We start from the raw sequence: 5,840 nt of genomic DNA, 5'->3' as shown, positions 1-5,840 counted from the left end.
AGAAGTTTTGAATAAATTTTCCATATTATTGGGGTCAGATAAGAGAATGGATTGAAGAGAGTAAATGCTTTGTTAGTTAATTTCTTTTCTAAGATACTCGAAATTCTCATCTATTCTCTGGTATTACCAGAGCAATGAATTAATGAAATTAGGATCGACAACATAATGGCAGGGGTAGGTTGAAAGGATTAAAAGGTTGGATCAAAGTAAGTTACCTATGGCCAAAACATTAGGTAGGAATACTTATATTTTCAATTTCAATATTTTATTATCATAGCGAAGCTGTAGCAAATTCTACAAACCAACTAATGGTAAGCAAAAGCACTCTTAATCCCTTCCCTATTGCATATTTCTGGTTAAATTCTTTTAAAATTCATGAACAATGAGAAGATAACCATTCCTAGAAAAATAAAACAGAATGCTTTAGCAACTTCCGAGGCGCCTTCAGCCAAGCCGCCAAAACCATACATTGCGGCAAGGATTGCTAAAAGTAAGAATATGATTGTCCACTTAACCATAATATATTCGTTAGTTTTTATTTTTGAATAAAGTTAGCCTGATAATCTTCTTTGAAAGTGCTCTAATGAATAATTAATTGCCTTTAATGAAAGAAATTGATTAAGCCTTTATATTTTCGTCCCGAAATTGAACATAAAGCGTCATTATTGGCTTGATTATGGCAATTAGGTACTAGGATTTATTTATACTTTCTGAAATAAAATATTAAACTGATAATTAATGGCTTCAGGTTTTTTTGCATTATTGGATGACATCGCCACTTTAATGGATGATGTGGCTACCATGAGTAAAGTAGCAGCTAAAAAGACTGCTGGAATTTTAGGAGATGACCTTGCCGTGAATGCGGAAAAGTCCTCAGGTTTTGTTGCTTCCAGAGAAATTCCCGTTTTGTGGGCGATCACCAAGGGCTCATTGAAAAACAAAATTATTATTCTCCCTACAGCATTTTTGTTGAGTGCATTTTTACCTAAAGTCATTACAATTGTATTGTTGCTAGGGGGGCTTTATCTGGCCTATGAAGGGGCAGAGAAGGTCTATGAATTTTTGACCGGCAATAAACACCATAAAACAGAGATTGAACATAAAAAACTTACCGAGGAGGAAGTTTTGGCGAGTGAAAAAAATAAAATTAAATCCGCGATTTTCACAGATTTTATTCTTTCTGTTGAAATTGTGATCATAGCCTTGGGTACCGTGATTCAAGAGGTAATTTGGGTGCAAGTTTTGGTTGTTTCTTTAATCGCCTTATTGGCAACTGTAGGGGTATATGGAATCGTTGCAGTAATAGTAAGGATGGATGATTTTGGTCTAAAATTGATCGCATATACGGAAGAAGACAATAGTTTTTCAGATTATTTCGGTAGATTTTTAGTAAATGCATTACCTATTGTGATCAAAGGCCTATCAATCATTGGGACCATTGCTTTAATGTTAGTTGCTGGGGGGATATTTTCCCATAATATTGACTTCTTCCATCATTTATTGCCTGAATTTCCTACCATTTTAAAAGAGTTTTTAATTGGCTTGGCAGTTGGTGCCGTGGTTTTTATAGTGGTATCCACTATCCTAAGTATCTGGAGAAAAGTCAAGAGATAAAATCTGCCTTCTTTTGAATTACTTGCTTTCAACGGATGCCATTTCAATGATTTGTAAGGCAAATTTTTCGTCCCTAGAAAGAGTATTGGTGCTTTTGCTATGTTTAAATGGATTAGGCTGTGGTAGGCTTTTGGATTCAATCTTCTCCATAATAGCTGGATGAATGTAATAATTTCTACATACACTGGGGGTGTTCCCAAGCTCAGAAGCGACCATTTTCACCACTATATTACTGAATTTTTTGCGTTTGTTTTTTTGTTTTTCTTCAAGAGCTTTTGGGTAATATTCAATTGCCAATCGACATGCTGCCCAAGTGCGGAAATATTTACTTGAATATTCAGCGCACATATTTGCAGCAAGGTATTCATTAACTTCATCACTATCTACAGACTGAAAATTACCATTTTTATCTTTGTACCTAAAAATTTCATATCCTGGCAACTCTGCGGCATCTTTAATCAAGGAAATAAGCTCCGGATCGTCAATCATCACACTTCGATCAATATTACTCTTACCATTGTAGTGGAAGGTAATCCCCTCGCCTTCAATTTTCATATGCTTTCTTCGCAAGGTTGTCAAACCTGTGGTGTCGTTGTTTTCTTGGTAATACTTGTTGCCTATCCTTATACCATACCCATCCAAAATCAATATCATTAGTCCCAATACTTTTTCCTTGCTCCATTCTTTTGATTGGATGGCTCGGTAAGATTTTTTTCTGATAGCAGGTAATGCCTTCGCAAAATTAATTAGCCTGTTGAATTTTTCCAGTTGGCATTTTTGCTCATATGTACTATGGTAAATGTATTGTTTACGGCCTTTTTTGTCTCTTCCGGTGGCTTGGATATGTCCTTCTTCCAACCTGCAAATCTTGACATCACTCCACATAGGAGGGATGACCAAATTCTTTAAGCGCTTTAGTGTCTGTTTGTCTTTAATAGGTTTTCCTTTTTCATTTATGTATCTGAAACCTCTAGCCCATTTTTTTCTGTAAATGCAAAGGGCAGAATCATCAATTTCTCTTATGGCTTTCATTGTTAGGCTATATCAGCTAGGTACATTTAATTGAACTACTGTTTGAAAAATAATAGTAAAGGTTAATAGATTTAACCTCAAATGGGGCCCTATTGTTTTAATATTTATGTTGCCTCTTTCGTTATCTGGTGCCTAATAAATTAATTTGTTGTGTTACATAGATGTAGAGTAAATGGCTAGAATGGTGGGAGAAAAGGATTGACTCCTAGCCGAATACGCCGAGTTTACCCACTTGACTTTATTTGCTCATAGACAGACTTTAAAAATTAATTTATATCTAAATCAGGATTATAAATATTTATAATTTAAAAGAGCTAATAATTTTATTTTTTGAGCAATAGTTATTCTAATATCTCTTTTAGATTTGATCCAATTCCAATGGGAAAGTATTATAAATCATAGAAAATTTTTCCAGCTATCAAAGAAGAGTTATCAATAGGATAAACTGATGCTTCTTTGGGTTCTGGCAACTGCATATTAGCCATTATTTAAAAGATTATAAATAGCTGGAGAAGCTCAATGTGAATTTTATAAATTTTATCAATTAAATCAACCCTATAAAATTTTTAATATGAAAAAAGAAGAAGCAAAACACTCAAAATCGGACCAGCTTAAGCAGTTTACAGTCAACCCCAAAGGTCAGGAATTAACCACTAGGCAAGGGGTTAAAGTCAACGATACCAATAATTCTTTAAAAGCCGGCGTAAGGGGATCTTCACTTCTGGAGGATTTTATTCTTAGGGAGAAAATTACCAGTTTTGATCATGAACGAATCCCAGAACGGATTGTACATGCTAGGGGGAGTGGTGCCCATGGTTACTTTGAATTATATGATAGTATCAGTCAATATTCTAAAGCAGGTATCTTTACAGATACCAATAGAAAAACACCTGTTTTTGTAAGATTCTCTACAGTTGCCGGTTCCAAGGGTTCTACAGATCTTGCAAGGGATGTACGTGGTTTTGCTGTAAAGTTTTATACGGAAGAAGGAACATGGGATTTAGTTGGTAATAATATGCCGATTTTCTTCATTCAGGATGCAATGAAGTTTCCTGATTTGATTCATTCTGTGAAGCCGGAGCCGAATAAAGAGATACCTCAAGCAGCCTCGGCTCATGATACCTTTTATGATTTCATTTCCCTAACTCCAGAAACCTTACACAATCAGATTTGGGTAATGAGCGATAGAGCCATACCGAGAAGTTATCGAATGATGGAAGGTTTTGGGATTCACTCTTACCGTCTGGTCAATGAAAAAGGAGAATCGCATTTCGTTAAGTTTCATTGGAAGCCGGTATTAGGAGTTCATTCAGTTACCTGGGATGAGGCCACAAAAATAAGTGGGGCAGATTCTGATTTCCACAGAAGAGACCTTTGGGAAGCCATTGATTCCGGTCAATTTCCTGAATGGGAGTTAGGGGTGCAAATTGTGCCGGAAGAAGATGAACACAAATTTGATTTTGATTTGTTGGATGCTACAAAATTGATTCCTGAGGAGATGGTTCCCGTTAAGGTGATTGGAAAAATGACCTTGAACAAAAATCCAGAAAACTTCTTTGCTGAAACAGAGCAAGTAGCTTTTTTGCCTGGTAATATTGTGCCTGGTATAGATTTTACCAATGATCCGCTCCTTCAAGGACGCTTATTTTCTTACCGAGATACCCAACTGTCTAGGTTGGGGAGTCCGAATTTCCATCAAATTCCTATCAATCAGCCGCTGGCTAAAGCTCATCATAACCAAAGGGATGGGCACATGCAGACCGAAATTCCGAAGGGTCAAACGGCCTACTTTCCCAATACACTTGGAGGAGGCTGCCCCCACCTTTCGAAGATGGCAGAGGGAGCATTTTCTTCATATGAAGAAAAAATAGATGGGAATAAAATTAGAGCAAGGAGTGAAAGTTTCAACGATTTCTTCTCCCAACCCGCTCTCTTTTATAGAAGCTTGGCTGATTGGGAAAAAAGCCATGTGGCCAATGCCTATTCCTTTGAATTGGGTAAATGTAATCACAAGCATATTCAGGAAAGAATGCTATGGATGATTGCTCAAATTGACAATAAATTGGCTGAAGAAGTTGCAGGTAATTTAGGGCTTAGTGTACCTGAAAAGATAGAGGAACCGATAAATCAAGCGATAGGGGCTGATGCTAACGTAGCAGCTTATCAACCCGGACCTAAAAAAAATTACCTTGACAAATCAACAGCCCTGAGTCAAGCCAATACCAAATTCGATAGCATTGCTACCCGAAAAATTGCTTTTTTAGCCGCTGACGGATTTAAAATGGACGATTTTAAACAAATGAAATCGGCTTTAGAAGCTGAAAATGCTGTTTGCATGATAGTTGCCCCTCATGGTGGGACAATAAAATGTGATGCTGATATGGATCATCCTGTTGGAGCAAGTATTACCACGACCGAGAGTGTTCTTTTTGATGCCATATACATACCGGGTGGGCAGGCTTCGATTGAGGCATTATCAAAAACGCCTAAATTCATAAAGTTTATCAATGAAGCCTTAAAGCACTGCAAAGCCATTGCCGTAGATAATGAAGGGGAAAATCTATTGGATGAAACATATGTAAAAGATTTTAAAGATGATAAAGCCGTTCTAATCAATGCTGAGCCTAATTCTTTTATCAAGGCAATTGCTCAACATAGAAATTGGGACCGAATGAAAAAGACAGAAGGTATTCCTGTTTAGTACCTATAAGTTAATCCTAATAAAAGCTTAATTTTCTGAAGGAGTTTTCCAGGTATAATATACTTGGATATGCTCCTTCAGAAAGTTTAGACATTAGCATTGTTTGGAATGTCAATATGAAATAAAAAGTATTAAGACCATACCACCCAGATTTTTCAATAGTTTTTATCTTTCGGTTGGATTAAAACGCAATTGATAATATTTGTTTTCTACCAACAAAAAAAGCCTTGGAAAACCAAGGCTTTAAGCGGAATGGACGGGACTCGAACCCGCGACCTCCTGCGTGACAGGCAGGCATTCTAACCAGCTGAACTACCACTCCAATATTTTTTAATTCTTAAGTTTCGAACCAGCGATCTTCCCGATAAAGTCGGGACATTCTAACCAGCTGAACTACCACTCCAATATTTTTAATTCTTCAAGTATCGAACCAGCGACCTTCCCGATAAAGTCGGGACATTCTAACCAGCTGAACTACCACTCCAATATTTTT

General features: G+C 36.7%; 4 protein-coding genes and 1 tRNA gene. 2 read left to right on the top strand and 3 right to left on the bottom strand.

All coding sequences use genetic code 11. The annotated features are described in order from the left end of the window. Window positions 1-356 precede the first annotated feature (356 nt). Window positions 357-518, bottom strand: a complete 162-nt coding sequence (locus tag AAC037_RS18390) for a DUF1328 family protein (protein WP_339904631.1) — start codon at window positions 516-518, stop codon at window positions 357-359. 220 nt (window positions 519-738) lie between these two features. On the opposite strand from AAC037_RS18390, the gene AAC037_RS18385 reads away from it, so the two are divergent. Continuing rightward, window positions 739-1,614: a DUF808 domain-containing protein gene (locus AAC037_RS18385; RefSeq protein ID WP_339904629.1), complete on the top strand. Its 876-nt coding sequence runs from the start codon at window positions 739-741 to the stop codon at window positions 1,612-1,614. An 18-nt stretch (window positions 1,615-1,632) separates the two neighbouring features. Here AAC037_RS18385 and AAC037_RS18380 read toward each other — a convergent pair whose 3' ends face one another. Continuing rightward, window positions 1,633-2,646 carry a DNA topoisomerase IB gene (locus AAC037_RS18380; protein WP_339904627.1) on the bottom strand — a complete coding sequence of 338 codons (1,014 nt, stop codon included), beginning with the start codon at window positions 2,644-2,646 and terminating at the stop codon, window positions 1,633-1,635. 571 nt (window positions 2,647-3,217) lie between these two features. Between AAC037_RS18380 and AAC037_RS18375 the strand changes: the two genes are divergently transcribed. Then, the gene (locus tag AAC037_RS18375; protein WP_339904625.1) at window positions 3,218-5,347 is read left to right on the top strand and encodes a catalase; all 2,130 of its coding nucleotides are present in this window, start codon (window positions 3,218-3,220) and stop codon (window positions 5,345-5,347) included. 248 nt (window positions 5,348-5,595) lie between these two features. Here the strand turns inward: AAC037_RS18375 and AAC037_RS18370 are convergent. Continuing rightward, window positions 5,596-5,669: transfer RNA gene (locus AAC037_RS18370), tRNA-Asp, on the bottom strand. Between the last annotated feature and the right edge of the window lie 171 nt (window positions 5,670-5,840).

It is taken from the genome of uncultured Cyclobacterium sp. (assembly GCF_963976465.1).
Classification (GTDB): domain Bacteria; phylum Bacteroidota; class Bacteroidia; order Cytophagales; family Cyclobacteriaceae; genus Cyclobacterium.
The sequence above is the reverse complement of the archived record's forward strand: the minus strand, read 5'-3'. Positions and strand labels throughout refer to the sequence as shown.

What these genes read in the sequence shown, in the direction of transcription:
- AAC037_RS18390 (WP_339904631.1), bottom strand. Translation starts at nt 518, where the DNA reads ATGGTTAAGTGGACAATCATATTCTTACTTTTAGCAATCCTTGCCGCA.
- AAC037_RS18385 (WP_339904629.1), top strand. Translation starts at nt 739, where the DNA reads ATGGCTTCAGGTTTTTTTGCATTATTGGATGACATCGCCACTTTAATG.
- AAC037_RS18380 (WP_339904627.1), bottom strand. Translation starts at nt 2,646, where the DNA reads ATGAAAGCCATAAGAGAAATTGATGATTCTGCCCTTTGCATTTACAGA.
- AAC037_RS18375 (WP_339904625.1), top strand. Translation starts at nt 3,218, where the DNA reads ATGAAAAAAGAAGAAGCAAAACACTCAAAATCGGACCAGCTTAAGCAG.